18 protein-coding genes are annotated in these 18191 nt (G+C 67.0%); 12 read left to right on the top strand and 6 right to left on the bottom strand.

Annotated features, from left to right (window positions below):
• The first annotated feature begins 48 nt into the window (after nucleotides 1-48).
• From AC22G6_RS05945 to AC22G6_RS05905, 9 genes are all read left to right on the top strand, one after another.
• Nucleotides 49-822 (top strand): ABC transporter ATP-binding protein, encoded by a 774-nt coding sequence (locus AC22G6_RS05945; protein ID WP_487366012.1) that lies wholly within the window; start codon nucleotides 49-51, stop codon nucleotides 820-822.
• Between the two features lie 4 nt (nucleotides 823-826).
• Nucleotides 827-1603, top strand: coding sequence for an ABC transporter permease (locus AC22G6_RS05940; protein WP_487366011.1), 777 nt, complete (start codon nucleotides 827-829; stop codon nucleotides 1601-1603).
• Nucleotides 1600-2430: an FAD binding domain-containing protein gene (locus AC22G6_RS05935; protein WP_487366010.1), complete on the top strand. Its 831-nt coding sequence runs from the start codon at nucleotides 1600-1602 to the stop codon at nucleotides 2428-2430. The genes AC22G6_RS05940 and AC22G6_RS05935 overlap by 4 nt, the downstream gene beginning before the upstream one ends.
• Nucleotides 2427-4691, top strand: coding sequence for a xanthine dehydrogenase family protein molybdopterin-binding subunit (locus tag AC22G6_RS05930; protein ID WP_487366009.1), 2265 nt, complete (start codon nucleotides 2427-2429; stop codon nucleotides 4689-4691). The genes AC22G6_RS05935 and AC22G6_RS05930 overlap by 4 nt, the downstream gene beginning before the upstream one ends.
• Nucleotides 4688-5185: a (2Fe-2S)-binding protein gene (locus AC22G6_RS05925; protein ID WP_487366008.1), complete on the top strand. Its 498-nt coding sequence runs from the start codon at nucleotides 4688-4690 to the stop codon at nucleotides 5183-5185. The genes AC22G6_RS05930 and AC22G6_RS05925 overlap by 4 nt, the downstream gene beginning before the upstream one ends.
• Complete coding sequence (locus tag AC22G6_RS05920; RefSeq protein ID WP_487366007.1) at nucleotides 5182-5700, top strand: nucleoside deaminase; 519 nt, start codon at nucleotides 5182-5184, stop codon at nucleotides 5698-5700. The genes AC22G6_RS05925 and AC22G6_RS05920 overlap by 4 nt, the downstream gene beginning before the upstream one ends.
• 373 nt (nucleotides 5701-6073) lie before the next feature.
• On the top strand, nucleotides 6074-7072 hold the full coding sequence (locus AC22G6_RS05915; RefSeq protein WP_487366006.1) for an isopenicillin N synthase family dioxygenase: 999 nt from the start codon (nucleotides 6074-6076) through the stop codon (nucleotides 7070-7072).
• A gap of 203 nt (nucleotides 7073-7275) precedes the next feature.
• Nucleotides 7276-8382, top strand: coding sequence for a bacteriohemerythrin (locus AC22G6_RS05910; protein ID WP_487366005.1), 1107 nt, complete (start codon nucleotides 7276-7278; stop codon nucleotides 8380-8382).
• Between the two features lie 2 nt (nucleotides 8383-8384).
• Nucleotides 8385-9182, top strand: coding sequence for an MOSC domain-containing protein (locus tag AC22G6_RS05905; protein ID WP_487366004.1), 798 nt, complete (start codon nucleotides 8385-8387; stop codon nucleotides 9180-9182).
• Nucleotides 9183-9200: 18 nt separating this feature from the next.
• Here the strand turns inward: AC22G6_RS05905 and AC22G6_RS05900 are convergent, their stop codons facing one another.
• Nucleotides 9201-9593, bottom strand: a complete 393-nt coding sequence (locus tag AC22G6_RS05900) for a glutaredoxin family protein (RefSeq protein WP_487366003.1) — start codon at nucleotides 9591-9593, stop codon at nucleotides 9201-9203.
• A gap of 211 nt (nucleotides 9594-9804) precedes the next feature.
• Between AC22G6_RS05900 and AC22G6_RS05895 the strand changes: the two genes are divergently transcribed.
• Nucleotides 9805-10464 carry a ceramidase domain-containing protein gene (locus AC22G6_RS05895; RefSeq protein WP_487366002.1) on the top strand — a complete coding sequence of 220 codons (660 nt, stop codon included), beginning with the start codon at nucleotides 9805-9807 and terminating at the stop codon, nucleotides 10462-10464.
• 26 nt (nucleotides 10465-10490) lie between these two features.
• Here AC22G6_RS05895 and pdxR read toward each other — a convergent pair whose 3' ends face one another.
• The gene (pdxR, locus tag AC22G6_RS05890; RefSeq protein ID WP_487366001.1) at nucleotides 10491-11939 is read right to left on the bottom strand and encodes a MocR-like pyridoxine biosynthesis transcription factor PdxR; all 1449 of its coding nucleotides are present in this window, start codon (nucleotides 11937-11939) and stop codon (nucleotides 10491-10493) included.
• A gap of 97 nt (nucleotides 11940-12036) precedes the next feature.
• Between pdxR and AC22G6_RS05885 the strand changes: the two genes are divergently transcribed.
• The gene (locus AC22G6_RS05885) at nucleotides 12037-12693 is read left to right on the top strand and encodes a pyridoxamine 5'-phosphate oxidase family protein (protein ID WP_487366000.1); all 657 of its coding nucleotides are present in this window, start codon (nucleotides 12037-12039) and stop codon (nucleotides 12691-12693) included.
• Between the two features lies 1 nt (nucleotide 12694).
• Here AC22G6_RS05885 and AC22G6_RS05880 read toward each other — a convergent pair whose 3' ends face one another.
• The 4 genes from AC22G6_RS05880 to AC22G6_RS05865 form a co-directional block, all read right to left on the bottom strand.
• Nucleotides 12695-13279: a nucleotidyltransferase family protein gene (locus AC22G6_RS05880; RefSeq protein ID WP_487365999.1), complete on the bottom strand. Its 585-nt coding sequence runs from the start codon at nucleotides 13277-13279 to the stop codon at nucleotides 12695-12697.
• Nucleotides 13280-13281: 2 nt separating this feature from the next.
• Nucleotides 13282-14304 (bottom strand): XdhC family protein, encoded by a 1023-nt coding sequence (locus AC22G6_RS05875; RefSeq protein ID WP_487365998.1) that lies wholly within the window; start codon nucleotides 14302-14304, stop codon nucleotides 13282-13284.
• A 115-nt stretch (nucleotides 14305-14419) separates the two neighbouring features.
• On the bottom strand, nucleotides 14420-16633 hold the full coding sequence (locus AC22G6_RS05870) for a xanthine dehydrogenase family protein molybdopterin-binding subunit (protein WP_487365997.1): 2214 nt from the start codon (nucleotides 16631-16633) through the stop codon (nucleotides 14420-14422).
• A gap of 11 nt (nucleotides 16634-16644) precedes the next feature.
• A complete protein-coding gene (locus AC22G6_RS05865) occupies nucleotides 16645-17103 on the bottom strand; it encodes a (2Fe-2S)-binding protein (protein ID WP_487365996.1) in 459 nt (152 codons plus the stop codon).
• Nucleotides 17104-17226: 123 nt separating this feature from the next.
• Here AC22G6_RS05865 and AC22G6_RS05860 point away from each other — a divergent pair, with 123 nt between their 5' ends.
• Nucleotides 17227-18159: a LysR family transcriptional regulator gene (locus AC22G6_RS05860; RefSeq protein WP_487365995.1), complete on the top strand. Its 933-nt coding sequence runs from the start codon at nucleotides 17227-17229 to the stop codon at nucleotides 18157-18159.
• The last annotated feature ends 32 nt before the right edge of the window (nucleotides 18160-18191 follow it).

Raw genomic sequence — 18191 nt, 5'->3', positions numbered from 1 at the left:
GCAGTCCGCGGCACGCCCCCCCTGGATGAAGCCGGAGAAGTCCCTGATATGGGAAACGTGATCGATCTGACCGATGTGTGTCAGACCTTCGTGTCGAAGGATGGCAGCCGCATCGTCGCGCTGCAGGACGTCGAACTGGGCCTGCGCAAGCACGAATTCGTGTCCATCATCGGCCCCTCGGGCTGCGGCAAGTCCACCATCCTGCGCCTGGTGGCGGGGTTGCTGCAGCCAACCAGCGGCACGGTCTCGATCTTCGACCGTCCGGTGACCGAACCGCGCGACGAGATCGGCATGGTGTTCCAGAAACCCACACTGCTGCCGTGGCTCAACGTACTCGACAACATCACCTTTCCGATGCGGCACAAGTACGGCCGCGTCGACGACCGCGACATCGCGCGCGCGCATGCCCTGCTCGACATGATCGGCCTGCGCGAGTTCGCGGGCAAAAGACCGGGCGAACTCTCGGGCGGCATGCAGCAGCGCGTGGCCATCGCGCGCTCGCTGCTGCACGACCCCGACATCCTGCTGATGGACGAGCCCTTTTCCGCACTCGATGCGCTGACCCGCGACGAGATGAGTTTCGAGCTGCTGCGCATCTGGAGCGAGCGCCCGAAGACCGTGGTGTTCGTCACCCACTCGATTCAGGAAGCCATCCTGCTGTCGGACCGCATCGTGGTCATGAGCGCACGTCCCGGGCGGGTTGCCGAGATCATCGATGTGCCGCTGCCCCGCCCGCGCAGCCTCGCCACCCTGTCCGACCCGGTGTTCACCGCGCTGGCCAATGAAATTCGCGTGAAGGTGTTCACGCGCAAACCGGAGTAAGGCCATGCAATCGCTGACGCGTTTTGCCGACCGCTTTGCGCCGGCCCTTGCCTTTCTCGGCGTGCTGCTCGCCTGGGAAGGTGCGTGCCGTCTGCTCGCGATCCCGATCTACGTCCTGCCACCGCCGACCGCCATTCTCGCTTCCACCGGCGAGATCGATGCCGCGCGCTGGGGGGAACATCTGTTTGCCACCATTCAGGTCGCCATCATCGGCTATCTGGTGGCCATCCTGTGCGCGATTCCACTGGCCATCGCAATTACCGGCTCACGCCTCATGTCGCGCACCCTGCTGCCGTGGCTGATCATCATCCAGTCCACGCCGATCGTCGCAATCGCGCCCATCATCGTGGTCACGCTCGGTGCAGGCATGGTGCCGCGCGTGGTCATCACCACCCTGATCGCCTTCTTCCCGCTGGTCATCGCCACCGCCACCGGCCTCGCCTCGGTGCCGGATGAGCTGCTTGAGCTGTCGCGCTCGCTGCGCGCCAGCCGGTCGCGCGAGTACTGGCAGATCCGCATGCCGTACGCGATGCCGCATATTTTCAGCGCGCTGAAGGTGGCGATCACGCTGGCGGTGATCGGTGCGGTGGTCGCCGAATTCGTCGCCGCCGATGTCGGACTCGGCTACCTCATTCTCTACGCCACCTCCTCGTTCAAGGTCCCGATGGCCTTTGCCTCGCTTGCTCTGCTGGTGGGCTGCAGCCTGTCGCTGTACGGCATCATCGTGTTGCTGCAGCGCACGCTGTGCCCGTGGAGCCTGAGCGACAGCGGCGCAAAATGAGTCTGAGCATCCTCCACCCCACCACGCCGGCAGAGGCGGCGGCCGCGCATCGCGACCCTGCGACGGCCTTCATCGCAGGCGGCACGGCGCTGCAGCTGAGCTGGCGCAGCCCCGCCCCTGCGCTGACCCTGATCGATGTGCTCGCGCTCGAGCCTGCGCACGGCATCGCGCTGCAGGCGGACGGCAGTCTGCGCATCGGCGCGGCCGTCAGCCTGGAAACGCTGCGCACCCACGCCGCGGTGGCTGCGCGGGCGCCGCTGCTCGCCATGGCCTGTGACAGCCTGGCCGCACTCGCGGTGCGTCACCTTGCCACCCTCGGCGGCAACCTCGGCTGGCGCTTCGGCGACACCGTCGCCGCACTGCTCGCGCACCGGGCCAAAGCCGAACTGGCGGACGGCCGGCGCCAGGCACTTTCTGACCTGCTCGCCCACGACAGATTGCCGCTGATCCTCGCGCTGCACCTGCCGCCGCCGCACCCGGAAGAGCAGCATTTCTACGAGAAGGTCGGGCATCGCGCCGCCTTCACGCCGGCCCGCATTGCGCTCGCCGTCTCGGTCTGCATCGGCATCGACGGCCGCCTGCAGAACATCCGCATCGGCCTTGCCGGCGCCGGCCTCAGCGGGCGCCGCCTGCTTCACGCCGAAGCCTGGCTCAACGCCTGCCAAGTCGCCCGGCTTGGCCCCGCGGACCGCGGGCTGCGGGCTGCAGTGGCCACCGACCTCCCTGCAGACCCTGCGTCCGCCCGCCTTGCAGCCCGCATCCTCGGCGGCCGGTTCGGGCGCCTGCAGGCAGGCGACGCTGCATCTGAACCGGCGACATCCCCATGAATCAGCGTCCACACCTTGTGATCGAACACCGCGAACTGCTCGCCCGTGCCACGCCGCGCCCGGACGCGGCCGCGAAACTGGCTGCCACGCCCTTTCCCAGCGACCGTCAGCATCCGCAGGCCTTGCACGGCGCGATACTCGGCAGCCCGCATCCGCATGCACGCATCCTTGCCATCGACACCGTCGCGGCACGCGCGCTGCCTGGCGTTCATGCCGTCCTGACCGCCGCCGACGTTCCAGGCCAGGGCAGTTACGGCCTGCGCCACATCGACCGGCCGGTGCTGTGCGCGGACAAGGTGCGTTGCGTCGGCGATCCGGTGGCGATTGTCGCTGCCGACACGCCGACACAGGCACAGGCCGCACTGGCAGCCATCCGCGTCGACTACGAAGTGCTGGCGACCGTGGACGATCCCGTGCACGCGCTGGCTGAGGACGCACCGCCAGTGCATGCCGGCGGCAACCTGCTGCACGCCATGACCCACGACCGCGGCGAGCTTGCCGCTGCCGAAGCCGCCTGCGCACACGTGGTCGAGGCCGAATACCGCAGCCCGCGCCAGATGCACGCCTATCTCGAGACCGAAGGCGGCATTGTCGAACACGATGGCAACGGCGGCCTGATCGTCTGTTTCGGCTGTCAGAACCCCGAGCGCGACCGCCAGGTGCTTGCTGCCATCCTCGGGCTCCACCCCGACAAAGTACGCGTCGTCGGCACCCCGATCGGCGGCTCCTACGGCGGCAAGGACGAACTCACCATCCAGCCGCTGGCCGCGCTGCTGGCCCTCCATACCGGACGCCCGGTGCGCCTGCATCTGAGCAGAGGCGAATCGGTAGACCTCGGGGTCAAACGTCATCCGATGCAGATCCGTCTGCGCACCGGCTGCGACGCTGCCGGCCGGCTGCGCTTCATGGTCGCCGACATCCTCGCCGACACCGGGGCCTACGCGACGCACGGCCCCGAAGTGCTCGATGCGGCGGTGGAGCATGTGTCTGGCCCCTACCACTACGACGCCGTGTCCCTGCGCGGCCGCCTCGTCTATACCAACAATGGCATCGCCGGCGCCTTTCGCGGCTTCGGTGCGGTGCAGGTGCAGTTCGCACTCGAACGTCAGATGGACGTGCTTGCCGCGCATGCCGGGCTCGATCCGCTCGCGTTCCGCGCGCTCAACCTCGCAGCGCCGGACGCGCCAGGCCCCCTCGGCCAGCAGGTGCTGCCCTTCGACGGCCCCGCACGCGCGCTCGATGTGCTGCGCACCCACCCCTTGTGGACAGCGCCGCGCAGCCACACTGACGGACGCTATCTCTACGGCACCGGCCTCGCCCTCGTTCATCGCAGCGACGGCTTTGGCAAGGGCGGACCGAACACCGGCCGGGTCGTCCTTGGCCTCGCCGCCGACGGCAAGATCGAACTGCGCACCGGCTTCACCGAAATGGGACAGAACCTGGTCGGCGCCATCCATGCGCTGGCGGCCAGCGCGCTCGGCTGTGCAGAGGACGATGTCCGTCCCGTCATCGGCGACACTGCGCACACGCCGGACAGCGGCCCGACCGCGGCCTCGCGTGCCACCGCCGTGCTCCATCGTGCCATGCAGCAGGCGAGCACCGACTGGAAGCAGCGGATCACCGTGGCCGGCGCGCGCCTGCTCGGCGTCGCCGCGGACAGCCTCGTCCCCGCAGCGGGGGGGCTGCGCGACCATCACGGCACGCTGTGCATCAGCTACCCTGCACTCGCCGCCGCACTGGCGCCCGCAGCGAGACCGCTGCTGAGCCTCGTCATCACCGCCGAAGAAACGCCCAGCGATGTTCCCGCCGCGCACTACGTATTTGGCGCCAGTGCCGCCATCGCCCGGGTGCGGGTTGACGCGTGGACGGGGCAGACGCGCGTCGAACAGATCGCGCTGCTTGCGGCGCTCGGGCCGGTGGTCTCGGCCCAGGGCTTTCTCGGACAGATGGAGGGCGGCGCGCTGATGGGCCAGGGCATGGCCACGATCGAAGACCTGCCTGCGCATTCAGGCCGCTATCAGGCACGCAACCTGGACGCCTATTTCATCCCTACGCTGGCCGATGCCCCTGCAATGGAAATCATCGCCGTCGAAAACCTCCCTGACGATGACCCGGTGGGACCACGCGGCGCAGGCGAGATCAGCGTCAACGTCACCGCCCCGGCGGTAGCCAATGCGATTGCCGCGGCCACCGGTTTTGCGGTGCGCAGCCTGCCGGTGAAGCCGGACGACATACTCGACTACCTGGAAAACACCCCATGAGCACCGTACGTTTCAAGCTCAACACGCAGGCAGTCAGCGTCAGTTGCGCACCCGACCGCAGGCTGCTCGACATCCTGCGCGAAGACTTCGGCCTCATTGCAGCCAAACCCGGCTGCGGCGTCGGACGCTGCGGTGCGTGCATGGTGTGGATCGATGACCTGCCTGCCAATGCCTGCCTGGTCATGGCCTTTCGTCTCGAAGGTCGCAGCGTGCGCACCTATGAAGATGTCGCGGCAGACGCCGCGAGCGCACCGGTACGCGACGCCATTGCCCGCTGCGGCGCACTGCAGTGCGGCTACTGCACCCCCGGCCTGGCCATGACCCTGACCCACCTGCACCAGCAGACACCGCGGCCCGACCGCGAGCAGGCAGCCAGCCTGCTCAGCGGCAACCTGTGTCGCTGCACTGGCTATGGCGGTATCCAGCGCAGCATCGAGCAGCTCTTTCCCGCCGCACCACCCCTTTCCACTGACAACTCCGGAGACAGTCAATGAGCGACCAAACCGTCGTTTACCCGCCGCAAGGCCTCACGCCGACACGGGAACAGATGATCCGGCACCTGCGGCGATCCAATGAGGTCGCGCGCCGCGCACTCACCCTCGGCCACCATCCCTTCGGTGCGGTGCTGGTCGGCCCCGACCAGGAGACGGTGCTGCTCGAGCAATGCAACATCGACGCCGTCAATCACGCCGAATCCACCCTGGCCCGTGTGGCCGCAACCAACTTCAGCGCGGAGTTCCTGTGGGGCTGCACCCTGTACACGGCGGTCGAACCCTGCTGCATGTGCGCCGGCACCGCCTACTGGGCCAACATCGGCAGAGTGGTTTTCGGCATGACCGAACACCAGCTGCTTCAGGTGACCGGCAACCACAGCGAAAACCCGACCATGAGCGTGGCCTCGCGCTATGTATTCGACCACTGCCAGAAAGCGGTCGAGCTGATCGGCCCGGTCGCCGACATCGCGGACGAGACCGTCGCCATGCAGCGTGCGTTCTGGGCAAGCCGCTGACTGCGAGGGCACCGGCGCATCGATCTGGTGCGGCGCCGCTCGCATCGCCCCTGATCAGTGCCGTCAGCACGGGCGCGTGAGCGGCACCTGCCCGCTTCTGCTGCGATCCGGCCCTGCAGGCATGTGGAACGGATTCTGCTAAGCAAGAGATAAGAGTAGAAGCGTTCAGCCCCCTCAGCTGCAGCTGACAGGCAGCCCGAGGGTCGGTCGGAAATTGCTCTTGGAGTCGGTGCGACACCGCGTTCGGACGAATGCAGGCTGCACCGGGATTTTCTTCAAGATGCCTTGCGATGCCGACCGCAGCGAACGCCTGCTTTCCATGCCGTCGTGCGTCCAGGCCCTCAGCCGCCCCGCGGGGCACAGGAGCATGATGATGAACGGTCAGACCACGCCTTACACCCTCGACGAACTCAAACTCGAATCCCGCATGGGTGCCGTCGGCACCGAAAGCCGCACTCGCGAGATCCGCCGTATCGACCTTGGCGATTTCGATCGTCGCAAGTCCGAAATTGCCGATCAGCTGTGGGATGCCGCCGTGGAGGTGGGTTTCTTCCAGCTGGTAAACCATGGCATCGACCTCGTCGAAGTGAAGCAGGCCTTCGCCACCGCCGAGCGCTTCTTTGCCTTGCCCGCCAGCATCAAGGGCAGATCGCCACTGGTGAAGGGGTGCAATGCCGGCTGGGAGAGCCTGGCCCAGGTGCGTCCCTCGACCGGCACACCGGACCAGAAGGAGTCGTACCAGATCACGCTGCCGCACATGGCCGAAATGTGGCCGGACGAGGACGCCCTGCCCGGCTTTCGTGCCACGATGCTGGAGTTCGAGCGGCGCTGCCGCGAGCTCGGCATGAAAGTGCTGTCCTGCTTCGCCGACAAGCTCGGCTTTGACAGCGATTTCTTCACCCGCGCGCACGACCCCGCAGGGGCCGACTACCAGAGCACCCTGCGCCTGCTCCACTACTACCCCGTTGCCGCCGAGTTCAGTGACAGGCTCGGGCTGTGGCGCGCCGGCGCCCATACCGATTTCGACTGCCTGACGCTGCTGTTCCAGCAGGACGGCCAGGGTGGCCTGCAGGTCTGCCCCGGCAAGGAAGCCGACGCACAGGAATGGACGCCTGTCGAACCCGCGACCGGCGTGATCACCTGCAACATCGGCGACATGCTGATGCGCTGGAGCGACGACCAGCTGCCGTCGAACTTCCATCGGGTACGCAATCCGCAGCCGCATGAGTACCAGGGCGACCGCTACAGCATTGCCTTCTTCTGCCAGGCCAATCGCAGCGCCGTCATCGAAGGGCCGGGCAGAAAGTATCCGCCAATCACTGCGGGCGACTACCTGCAGCAGCGCATCAACGCCAACTTCGCGAAATACTGATTGTTCAGCGCGTGCACAGCCCACACGCGGTCCTTACGCGTGTGGCCGATCCGGCGGCGGCTGCAGCCAATGTACCAGCCCTGTTTCGAAAATGGCCGGAAGCCATGCACCGTTCGTAATACACTTCCACGATTAACCCCAATGTGGGCAGTGGATTTCGAATGACGCTGCTCTGACGGGGCAACCCAGCAGGGGAACGGACGATGGATTCATTTCAGTGGGACGAGAATTTCGTCACCGGCATAGACGAAGTAGATAGCCAGCACATGGAGCTGGTCCGCATCATCAACCGCATTGGCGACGTCTTGTCCAATGCGTCCACGGCGGGACAGGAATCGCTTGCAGGCCTGATCGACGAACTCGCTGCCTACACACGTTTCCATTTTGCGGCCGAAGAGTCGATGATGGCCGCGCAGGGTATCGACCCGCGACATCTCGAATCACAGGCCCGCGAGCACGAGAGCTTCGTCGATGAGATTGTCCGTATTTCGCAGACGGAGATGACCGCCGAGCTCTCGAGCCGTCTGCTCAGTTTTCTCATCCACTGGCTGGCGTACCACATCCTCGGCTCCGACCAGTCGATGGCCAGGCAACTGCGCCTGATCGGCCAGGGCATGAGCCCGGAACAGGCCCTAGCCGAAGATGCCCGGCTCGGCACCCGTGCCACCGAGCCCCTGCTTGCGGCACTGAGCGGCCTCTTTGCCCAGGTGTCGCAGCAAAACCGCGAACTGCACGAGCTGAACCAGACGCTCGAGGCGAAAGTCGCAGAACGCACGCGCGAACTGGCCGTCGCCAACAAGAACCTCGAAACGCTGTCGCTCACCGATGTCCTGACCGGCCTGCCCAACCGGCGCCATGCGATGCACGTCATTGGGCTTGAGTGGCAGAGCTCGGGCAGCCCGCTTTCGCTGATGATGATCGATGCGGACGGATTCAAGACCGTCAATGACACCTGGGGGCACGAAGCCGGCGATAAGGTATTGACCACGCTGGCAAGAACGCTCGCAGAATCGGTGCGCACCGACGACATGGTGTGCCGCCTGGGTGGCGACGAGTTTCTTGTGATCTGCCCCCACACGCCACTGGAAGGCGCAATGCAGCTCGGCGAAAGCCTGCGGGCCAGGGTCAATGCGCTGCGTGTCGCCGCCGGCGGTGGCGAGTGGCCAGGCAGCGTGAGCATCGGCGTTGCCTCACGTACGACCGCCATGATCACCCCTGACGCACTGATGCGGCGTGCAGATGAAGGTGTTTACATGGCGAAGGCACGTGGACGAAACTGCGTGGCAAGCGCTGACCTCCCCACCGGATAATCATGAGCACGCTGACTCTCACCCACTTGTATCGCTACCCGGTCAAATCCCTGCGCGGCGCGCAGCACCCGGCGCTCGACATCGGAGCGAAGGGCTTCAGCTTCGACCGCCACTGGATGGTCGTCGACGCGCAGGGACACTTTCTTACCCAGCGCCAGTTGCCGAAAATGACACTGATCGATACCCGGATCGATGCCGCTGGCGTACTGACGCTGAGCGCGCCGGACATGCCGGACATCACGCTGCAGGGAACGACACAGCAACGCATGCCGGTCACGGTGTGGGAAGACACGGTGGAGGCGACCCTGGCCGATCCGGCTGCAGACGCCTGGCTGAGCCGCTTTCTGGCGCAAGCTTGCCGCCTGGTGCAGTTCGCCGAGGACGTTCAGCGCGCGCTCGACCCCGACTACGCCGCGCCATCCGATCAGACCGGCTTTGCCGACGGCTTCCCCTTTCTGCTGATTTCGCAGGCCTCGCTCGACGATCTCAACGCACGGCTTGAGCAGCCGCTGCCGATGCAGCGCTTCCGCCCCAACCTGGTGGTGAGCGGCTGCGAACCCTTTGCCGAAGACCGCTGGCGGGTGATTCGCATCGGCGGCGTGGTCTTTCGCGTGGTGAAGCCCTGCGCACGCTGCGCGATCACGACAATCGACCCCGAGACTGCGCTGCGCAGCCCCGAACCCCTGCGCACGCTAGCAGGCTACCGGCGGCACAACAACATGGTGATGTTCGGGCAGAACCTGATTCACGACGGCCCGGGGCGGCTGGAAGCGGGGATGGCGGTCGAGGTGCTTGAGTAAGCCGTCCCCTTGCTTCAGTTACTGAGGCGCAAAGCGTCCGCGCAGATAGGCGATGATTTCGTCCGACTCGTACAGCCACTTGCTGTTGCCCGCCTTGTCGGAAACCCGCAGGCAGGGCACCTTGGCCTGACCGCCGCCGCGCACCAGCTCCTCGCGGACGCTGCCCGGGTGCTGCGCATCGCGACGTTCGATCGGCAGCGAGAGGCGACGCATCTCCTGGCGCACCTTGATGCAGAACGGGCAGGTCCTGAATTCATACAAGGCCAGCATGCCGCACTCCTTATCGACCTTGCCCTGCTCTTCCGCCGGGCGTGACACGCCCTTGGGCCGGGTAATCATTTCCCACAGCAGAATCATGGGTCCGATGACGAGACGCAGGGTCTTGAAGAATGCTCTGATGACAACTTTCATGATCGTTTTCCGATAGATGGCAACGCCCGCCTGGGCATGCACGGCACTGCCTGCAGGCGATAAAATTCGAACAGGGCGCCGAGAATAGAGGAACACGCGGGATTTTGGTGCACTGAAATCGAGCATGAACGGCTGCCGGCATCATCATTTTCAGCCCGATAGTCAGGCATCATTACCCCGCGCAACCCCGTCGTCATCGCCAGCCGCACCCATGGACGCATCACTCTCCGCCGCCATCGATCTCTACTGCGAACGCACCAGCCCCGGATTCTGGGCAGAGCCGGTCAACGCCCTCACCAACCTGTCCTTCGTGCTGGCGGCGATCGCAATCATGCTGCTGATGCGTCGCAACGGCGTCCGCGCCGGCGCGCCGGCCGTGTTCCTGACCGCCAACATGGCCTGCATCGGGATCGGCAGCTTTCTGTTTCACACCCTGGCCAACCGGTGGACGATGTTCGCCGACGTGCTGCCGATCTTCATCTACCAGATGGCCTTTCTTGTGCTGTATGCGCGCAATATCGGCGGCCTCGCACCCTCCAGGGTCGCTGCGCTGGTGCTGGTCTACGTCCTGGTGTCCGTCGGCTTTGCCACGCTGCCGAGCGCATGGCTGAACGGCTCGCTGGCCTACGGCGGCGCGCTGGTGTTCATCGCTGCGATCGGGCTCTACCACCGCGCCGCAGGCAAGCGCGAGCCGCTGATCCTGCTGCTCGCGGTATTCATCTTCGTGGTGTCGCTGAGCTTTCGCTCGCTCGACATGGCACTCTGCGAAACCGCTACGCTCGGCACACACTTCCTGTGGCACCTGCTCAACGGGCTGGTGCTATACCTGACCACCCGGGCCTATGTGCTGAACCAGCCCGGCGCACGCTGAAGGCGGCAAGACGCCGCCGAGGCCGGTCAGGCACCATCGGCCATTGCGAGCCGCAGCCGGCGCACCAGTTCGTCCATCTGCGTTTCGTCGACGTTGCCGTAGCCCAGTACCAGCCCGTTGCAGCACAAGGGCGCGTGCGCATAGTGCGACAGGGCCCGCACCCCGAGCCCGAGCCGGGCTGCACGCCGCGTCACCTCGGTATCGCGCAGTGCGGGCGGCAAACGCAGCACCAGATGCAGGCCCGCCGCGCCGCCGTCGATACCGAGTTCCGGACCCGGCTGACGCAGCAGCGCCGCACGCACCGCACGCTGGCGCAACTCGTAGCGCTTGCGCATGCGGCGCAGATGGGAGGTGTACTCGCCACGCCGGATGAAATCGGCCAGCGCCACCTGTTCGATGCCCTGACCGGCGCGCACGGCTTGCCCTGCGGCGTGCGCAAATGCGCCGGACAGCGCCGGCGGCAGCACCAGATAGCCAATGCGCAGGCCGGGGTAGAGGGTCTTGCTGAACGTGCCCGCATACACCACCGCCGCCCCCGGCTGCAGTCCATGGAGCGCAGGCAGCGCCGGGCCGCCGCGTTGAAACTCGCTGTCGTAGTCGTCCTCGATGATCCACGCACCGGCCGCACGTGCGCCTTCGAGCAGGGCCAGACGGCGCGCGAGCGACATGACGTGTCCGCTGGGATACTGATGCGAGGGCGTGACCATGATCAGACGCGGCGGATGTGCGTGCCAGTCTGCCGCGGCCGGCGCCAGTCCGTCCTCATCGACCGCCACCGCGTGCAGGCGCAGGCCGGCCAGGCCGAGTGCGCCGCGCGCCGCCAGATAACCGGGGCTCTCCACCCAGGCGGTGTCGCCACTGTCGGCGAGCAGCCGCGCACACAGGTCCAGCCCCGACTGGGTGCCGCTGGTAATGATCACCTGCCCGGGAGTGACGGCAAAGCCGCGCACGGTGGAGAGCTGTTCGGCCAGCGCGGCCCGCAGGACCGGCTCGCCGCCATACGGCGTATGACCCAGCTGGCGCGCACCCGCCTCGCGCCACGCCCGGTCCAGGCTGGCCCGCCAGCTGCGAAAGGGGAAGGCACCGAGATCAAGCGCGCCGGGCGCGAAGGGCAGGATGTCGGTGTCCGGCCCGTGCTCGGGCTGAAGTGCAGCTGCGGCACGCACCGACAGACCGGGCAGGGCCACGGTCTTGCCGTGCGATCTGTGTGCGGACGCATCGGGCAGCGTCAGTTGCGCCACGCGGGTGCCATGGCGGTCGGCATGCAGGCAGCCCTCCGCGCTCAACTGCTCATACGCGAACAGCACCGAGTTGCGCGCAATGCCCAGACCTGCAGCAAGGCTGCGGCTGGAAGGCAGGCGCGCGCCGGCCTTCAGCTGGCCGCTCAGAATGGCCTCGCGCAGCCGCTGATACAGCAGGCGCTGGCGCGGCACACCCGGCGGAAACGGTGGGGCCAGCAGCCAGTCGAGTTGCATGGTGGCTCCAATCCAAATGAATCTGGTGGCACTACTGATGGTGCCACCAGCAGCATATGCTGGCCGCTCACCTCAAACAAGCGTCAGGCACCCCGACATGAACACGCACCCCGCCCCTTCCGAGCGCACCCGCGTCAGACGCCTCCCGGCGCGCGCCCACTACGACAGCGAGACCATCAACGGCATCGTCGACGCCGCCACGGTGTGCTCCGTCGCCTTCCAGTGGGAAGGCTCCGTCCATGCCCTGCCCACCATCCACTGGCGCGAGGGCGAGCACCTCTACATCCACGGTGCCAAGGGTTCGCGCATGCTCAAGGCGCTCACCACCGGCCAGGCCTGCGTCACCATTGCGCTCGCCGACGGGCTGGTGATGGCGCGCTCGGCCATGCATCACTCGATGAACTACCGCGCGGTGGTGGTCTATGGATGTTTCGAACAGCTTGATGAGCCGGACGCCAAGCTCAACAGCCTGCGTGCCCTGATCGAAGGCATTGCACCGGGGCGCTGGGAACAACTGCGTCCGATCACCGGCAAGGAACTCAACGCCACCACGGTGTTGCGCATCCCCCTGACCGAGGCGTCGGCCAAGATTCGCGCAGGCGGGGTCAAGGATGATGAGGAGGATCTCGGCTGGCCGGTATGGGCAGGTGTCATTCCCCTGCAGACGGTGCGCGGCACGCCCGTTACCGAGCCCGACAGTGTCGTGCGCGATGCTCCCGCCAATGTACTGAACCCCGCCGCGCCAACGGTCTGATTCAGCCGCAGGAAGGCAGCGCCGGATCGAGATCGGTGACCTGATCGACGTCGCGCAGGATGCGGTCATCGTGCCAGTCGAGCAGGCGCACGTCGGCCTCCTGCAGCAGGTCACGCGCGCCACGGTCACCCTCCTGCGCGGCAAGACGCGCCCCCCATGCCGCACCGAAGCCGACCGGATGGCCGCGCCGGCCGCCGTGCATGGGGGCCACCACCGTGTCGGGCCGGTCGATGGCGGCGGCCACCCTGCCAACCGCGGCTGCGGGCAACCAGGGCATGTCGGCGAGCGCGATCACCCAGCCGGCAGCATCCGCGCTGGCCGCCACTGCCGCCGCCAGCGCACTGCCCATGCCCTGCTCGGCGTGCGCGGTTTCCAGGATCTCGCAGCCCGCCAGACGCAACCAGTGCACCCGCTCCGTCTGCCCCGGACGCACCACCGCGAGGCTGCCGGGCAGCGCCGCGCACAAGGCAAGGGCGCTGTGCCAGATCAGCGGACGACCATCCGCCAGGCGCGCAAGCAGCTTGTCGCGCCGCCCTTCGGGATCGAAGCGGCGGCCGTAACCTGCCGCAAGCAGGATGCCGCGCACCGTCACTTGCGGGCGCAGGCGGACAAGGCGTTTTCGGCCAGTTCGAGTGCGGCCTTGGCCTCTGCCACCGGCAGGACCCGCTCGGGCACCACACCATTCTTTACCGCGACCAGTTCAGCCGCGATCGAGACCGCAATCTCGCACGGCGTGCGACTGCCGATGTACAGCCCGGCCGGGCCGCGCAGGGCTGCCACCTGCGACGCGTCGAGATCGAACTCGCGCAGACGCTCGCGCCGCACGGCATTGTTGTGTCGCGAGCCCAGCGCCGCCACGTAGAAGGCAGGCGAGCGCAGCGCCTCCATCAGCGCGAGATCGTCGAGCTTGGGGTCGTGGGTGAGTGCGATCACCGCGGTGCGCGCGTCGGGACGCATGCCAATGACCACATCGTCGGGCATCTCGCGGGTGAGCACGGTGCCCGCTACGTTCCATTCCTCGGACCACTCTTCGCGCGGATCGCAGACGGTGACGGCGAAGTCCAGCGCGAGCGCCATGCGTGCGAGGCTGGCCGCGAGCTGGCCGGCGCCGATCAGCAGCAGGCGATAGCGCGGCCCGAACACACTGACCAGGGTTTCCCCGTCGAAGCCCGTCGCCTGCTCGGGATGCGCCGGCGCCAGCGCGCTCCTGCCACTGGGCAGATGCAGGCTGCGCTCCACCAGTTCGCCCGCCGCCAGCCTGGCGAGCAAGGCGTCGAGCGGTGCCGGGTCGGCCAGCGGCTCCAGCACCAGTTCCATTGTGCCGCCGCACGGCAACCCGAAGCGGCGGGCCTCCTCGGCACCGACGCCGTAGCTCACCTTGCATGCCGCTTCGGGCATGCCTTCGGCGCGCAGGCGGTGCATGAGGTCGTCCTCGATGCACCCACCCGACACCGACCCCACCGCACGTCCGTCTTCGCGCAAGGCCAGCAGCGCGCCTGGCGGGCGTGGCGACGAGCCCCAGGTGCGCACGACCGTGGCGAGCAACACCCGTTTTCCGTCTGCGAGCCATGTTCTCGCACGCTGCAGAACTTCCAGATCCAGACTATCCATGCCCTTACCCCATCTCAAATCGGTACAGAACCTGGCGCGCCCGCTTCGGCAGAAGCCGGCGGCGGTTCAGGCCAAGCCTTCCTGCAGCAAGAATCGCTCCGGGAAGGCATCCGCATCAGCCTTGCAACTGCGTGCCGATCGGCAGCCTGCGAATACGCTTGCCGGTTGCCGCGTACAGCGCATTCACCAGCGCCGGTGCCAGCGGCGGCACACCGGGCTCGCCCACACCCGACGGCTTTTCCGCCGAGGGCACGATATGTACCTCCACGGCCGGCATCTCGTTGATGCGCAGCACGGTGTAGTCATGGAAGTTGGACTGTTCGACCTGACCGTCCCTGAGGGTGATCTCGCCACTCAGGGCTGCGGCCAGGGCGAAGCCGATGCCACCTTCCATCTGCGCACGGATCACGTCCGGATTGACCGCAATCCCGCAGTCCACCGCGCACACCACGCGGTCGACCCGGAAGCTGCCATCGGCGACGACCGTGGTTTCCACCACCTGGGCGACGAAGCTGTTGAAGGATTCATGCACCGCAACCCCGCGACCGCGCCTGCCACCGTCGCTCGCGGCCTGCAGTGGCGTACCCCAGCCGGCCTTTTCGGCAGCGAGCCGCAGCACCGCTGCATGGCGCGGATGTGCTGCGAGCAGCTCAAGCCGGTAGGCCACCGGATCGCTACCCGCCGCAAGCGCGAGCTCGTCCATGAACACCTCGGTTGCAAACCCCGTGTGGGAGGAGCCCACCGAGCGCCACCACTGCACCGGCACCTTGGTCAGCGCATTGGTCGTATGCAGATCCACCGCAAGGTTGGGGATGGCGTAAGGCAGGTTGGCCGCGCCCTCGACCGAGGTCGCATCGACCCCGTCCTTGATCATCAGCGATTCGAAGGGCGAACCGAGCATGATGGACTGCCCCACGATGCGCTGTGACCACGCCTGCGGCCGGCCCGTGGCATCGAGCGCGGCACGCAGGCGGTGCAGATACAGGGGACGGTAGTGCCCGCCACGCATGTCGTCCTCGCGCGACCACACCAGCTTCACCGGTGCCCTGCCACCGATCGCCTTGACGATGTGGGCGGTCTCCACCAGATAGTCGGACTTTGGGTTGGCACGACGCCCGAAACTGCCGCCCGCGAACAGCATGTTGAGCTTCACCTGTTCCGGCTTGAGCCCGAGGATGGCTGCGACCACGGCCTGGTCGACGGTCTGGAACTGCTCGCCGTTCCACACTTCGCAGCTGTCCGCGTCCAGCTTCATCACGCAGTTGAGCGGCTCCATCGCCGCATGTGCGAGATAGGGGAACGCAAATTCGGCTTCGACCACCTTGTCCGCCTTGCCCAGCGCAGCCTCGGCGTCGCCATCGTTCCGCGCCACCGCACCGGGCGTGGCCGCGAGCTTGCGGTAGTCGGCCAGCAGCTGTGCCGAACTGCCGCGCCAGGCGGCGGCTTCGTCCCAGTCCACCTGCAGCGCATCGCGCCCCTTCTTTGCCGTCCAGTAGTCCCCCGCCAGCACCGCCACGCCGGAGGGAATGCGCACCACCTCGACCACGCCGGGCACGGCCCGCGCCGCCGTGTCGTCGACGCCACGCACGGTCGCACCGAAACGCGGCGGATGTGCCACCACCGCGACCAGCATGCCGGGCAGCTTCACGTCCTGGGTAAACACCGCGCGGCCGGTGGTCTTGGCCACGCTGTCCTTGCGTGGAGCATGCTTGCCGATGAGGGTGAAATCCTTCGGGTCCTTCAGCGTCACCGTGGCCGGCAGCGGCAGGGCGGCGGCGGCCTCGGCGAGTTCGCCAAAACCTGCCGTGCGTCCGCTCGGCGCATGGCTCACCACGCCGGCGCTGATGGTGATCGACTCCGCCGCCACCTTCCAGAGCCCGGCTGCCGCCTGCACCAGCATGGCGCGCGCGGTCGCGCCGGCATGCCGCATCTGTTCAAAGGAGTTGGCGATCGCGGTACTGCCCCCCGTTCCTTGCGCCGGCCCCCAGAACAGGTTGTTGTAGCGTGCGGCGTCGGCAGGCGCGCCTTCGACCACGACCTGCGCCCAGTCGGCATCGAGTTCCTCGGCAACCAGTGTCGCAAGGCCGGTAAAGGTGCCCTGACCCATCTCCAGATGTTTGGCGAGCACCGTCACCGTGTTGTCGGTGCCGATGCGCACAAAGGCATTGGCTTCGAACGCGGCTGCGACCGCCGGGGCGGAACCGGCGATGCCGGGGCCCGCGACCCTGGCGGCCGCGCCGCGCGCCGACGGCAGCACCAGCGCCAGGGTCAGTCCTGCGCCCGCCTTGAAGAAATCACGGCGGGATACGTTTTCGATACGGGTTGTCATGTCGCGTTCCTTCATGCCAGGGCCGTGGCGGCTTCGTGGATGGCTGCGCGAATGCGCACATAGGTGGCACAGCGACAGATGTTGCCGCTCATCGCCGCATCGATCTCGGCATCGGTGGGTCTGGGGTTGGCGACCAGCAAGGCGGTGGCCGACATGATCTGGCCGGACTGGCAGTAACCGCACTGCACCACGTCGAGCTTCTGCCATGCGGCCTGCACGGCCTGCCCCGCACGGGCGGCATCGACGCCTTCGATCGTCGTCACCTTCTTTCCGGCAACCGCCGAGAGCGGGGTGGAACAGGCGCGCACCGGCTCGCCGTCCAGGTGCACCGTGCAGGCACCGCACAGGCCCATGCCGCAACCGAACTTGGTGCCGGTGAGGTCGAGGCCGTCGCGCAAGGCCCACAGCAGCGGGGTGTCATCGGGCAGGTCGGGACTGACACGCTGTCCGTTCAGGATGAAAGTCGTCATCGGGCAACTCCGTGGGGAAGGGGGTCAAACATCAACAGGGTCGCAGGGTGCAGCCCCGCATACCGGACGATTCAGATTAGACTGTTTGGCTATTAAGATCGACGCAGAAATACTGAATGAGTCATGAAGCCTGACTTACAAATAGATCCCGCGCTCCTGCCCGCACTCGCCACCTTCGAGTGCGTTGCGCGCCACGCAAACTTCACCCGCGCTGCGGCCGAGATGGGCTTTTCACCCTCCGCCCTCTCGCAGTCGATACGCGCGCTGGAAAAGCGCCTCGGCGTGCGTCTGCTCGCGCGCACCACGCGCCGCGTCAGCCTGACCGAGGAAGGTGCATGCATCCTCGATGGTGTCCGCCGCGGACTGGCCGAACTCGGCGGCGCCCTCAGCGCACTCGCCGACGCACGCGGCCAGCCCAGCGGACGGGTGCGGATCGCGCTGTCGCGAATCGCCTACGCCGATCTGTTTTCACCGCACGTCGTCGAGTTTTCAGCGCGCTACCCTGGCATCGGGCTCGAGTTCTACCTTGACGACGGCCTGACCGACATCGTGGCAGGGCGCTTCGACGTCGGCGTCAGGCTCGGCAACAGCATCGAAGCCGACATGGTTGCCGTGCCGCTCAGCCGGCCATCGCGAATGGTGATCGTGGGAACGCGCGACTACTTCGCCCGCAACCCCACGCCGCGTTCGCCGGAAGACCTTGCTGCACACGATTGCGTCCGCTTCCGTTTCACCACCAGCGGCCGCCTCGCGCGCTGGGATCTGCAGCGCGATGGCAGGCTGTTCGAGCTTGAGGTCAGCGGGCGTTTCATCGTCAATGACTTCGTCGCCGAGCTCGACCTCGCCCGCCGCGGACTTGCCCTTGCGCAGGTGGTCGAGTCGACCGCAGCGGAAGACATTCGCGCCGGGCGCCTGGTCACCGCACTGGACGAATACGCGCCGACGCTGGGCGCGGCCCATCTATACTTTCCCGGCACCACCCACATGCCGGCACGGCTGCGGGTGTTCATCGACTACTTTCAGGCCGCCCACGCGGCACGCAGGGCGGCGGCCTGACACACGCCGAATGGCATCGGAAAGGAGTTGCG

The organism is Parazoarcus sp. PS-13 R2A, from assembly GCF_057621855.1.
This window is presented reverse-complemented; position numbering and strand designations above follow the sequence as displayed.